This window comes from Streptomyces sp. RP5T, from assembly GCF_003933965.1.
Lineage (GTDB): Bacteria > Actinomycetota > Actinomycetes > Streptomycetales > Streptomycetaceae > Streptomyces.
On record NZ_RSAJ01000982.1, the window covers coordinates 1 to 1857 of the forward strand.

Below are 1857 nucleotides of genomic sequence, written 5' to 3' on the forward strand. Positions count from 1 at the left end.
GGGGGCTGCCAGGGGTAGGTGGCGTACGGCTGGGACGGGTCGTAGGACATCCCGTGCTCCTTGCGTGGCTCGGGTCCGGCGCGGCGGACCGCAGGGAGATCTGGGGGGTGGCAGGGAGAGCGGAGCCCCGCACGTTACTCGTCGGTTCGGCATTGCACAGCCCTTTCGACAAACTGATCGGTCGGTATGCGCTTACTTCGCTGACCTGCGGTGTTACCCGCGTTAACTCAGACTTTTGGGCTCACCGGAGCGTGCTTGGGCCCTTACGCGGGGTGGTGCCCAGCGGGCGGCCGGTCGGCTCGATCACCGGTCCTCGATCACCGGGAAGCGGCGCGGTGCCAGCACCAGCAGCACCACGAACGCCAGGGCCGCCGCGCAGCCCGCGCCCACGTACACCGCGTGCACCGCGTCCGCGATGGCCGCGCGGGTCGTCTCCGGGGCCGTGCCGGCGTCCAGCGCGCGCGTGACGGAGTCGAGGTCGCTCGCGCCGCCCAGGCGACCGGCGAGGACACCGTTGGCCACCGCGCCGAAGACCGCCGCGCCCACCGTCTGGCCGGTCTGGCGGCAGAACAGCACGGAGGCCGTCGTCGTGCCCCGTTCCGCCCAGCCGACCGTCGACTGGACCCCGACGATCAGCGGGAGCTGGAACAGCCCCAGCGCGGCGCCCAGGAGCAGCATCAGCAGCGTGGGCTGCCAGGCCGCGCCCGGGTAGGGCAGGAACGGGAAGGCGAACAGGATCAGCGCCGCCGCCCCGCTGCCCATCATCGCCGTGTTGCGGAAGCCGACGCGCCGGTACACGTGCTGACTCAGCGCCGCTGACACCGGCCAGCTCAGCGTCCAGACGGACAGCACGAATCCGGCGGCGACCGGGGCGAGGCCGAGCACCGACTGGGCGTACGTCGGCAGGAAGACCGTGGGGGCGACCATGAGGAGTCCCAGGGCGCCCAGGGCCAGGTTCACCGCGGCGATCGTGCGGCGGCGCCAGACCCAGCCGGGGATGATCGGCTCGGCCGCCCGGCGTTCGATCAGCACCACGGCGGCCACCAGGGCCAGTCCCGCGCCGAACAGGCCCAGGGACGGCCACGACAGCCACGGCCACGCCACCCCGCCCTGCACGAGCGCGGTCAGCAATACGCCGCCGCACGCGAACACCGCGAGCGCGCCCGCCCAGTCGACACGCGCGCGCGTGGAGCGCGCTTCCCGGGCCGGCTCGTGCAGATGACGGGCGATCAGCCACAGCGCCACCGCGCCGATCGGCAGGTTGACCAGGAAGATCCACCGCCAGTCCGCGTACGCCGCGAGCACCCCGCCGATCCCCGGCCCCGCGACCGCCGCCACCGCCCACACCGTGGACAGCCTGGCCTGGATCCTCGGGCGCTCCTCCAGGGGGTACAGATCGGCGGCGAGTGTCTGGACCGTTCCCTGCAGGGCCCCGCCGCCGAGCCCCTGCACGATCCGGAACGCGATCAGCGCGCCCATGTTCCACGCCGCCGCGCACAGCAGCGAGCCGAGCAGGAACACCGCGGCGCCCGCGATCAGCACCGGCTTGCGCCCGAAGGTGTCGGAGAGCTTGCCGTAGACCGGCAGCGTCACCGTCACGGCCAGCAGGTACCCGGAGAACAGCCAGGAGAAGACCGAGAAGCCGCCCAGGTCGCCGACGATCTGCGGGACCGCCGTGGAGACGACCGTGGCGTCCAGGGCCGCGAGGGCCATCGCGAGCATGAGCGCCGCCACGACGGCCCCGCGCTTGTGCGGGGAGACGTGCCGCGCGGACTCGCGTATCGACGGCTTCGTGTCGTCCACGCGGATTCCTTTCCCCCTGCATCCATCTGCCGGCGACCACTGTCCCACTTGCCC

1 protein-coding gene is annotated in these 1857 nt (G+C 72.9%); it reads right to left on the minus strand.

Annotation, left to right across the window (positions count from 1 at the left end):
- Positions 1-303: 303 nt before the first annotated feature.
- Complete coding sequence (locus EHS43_RS43700; protein ID WP_125195957.1) at positions 304-1803, minus strand: MFS transporter; 1500 nt, start codon at positions 1801-1803, stop codon at positions 304-306.
- Between the last annotated feature and the right edge of the window lie 54 nt (positions 1804-1857).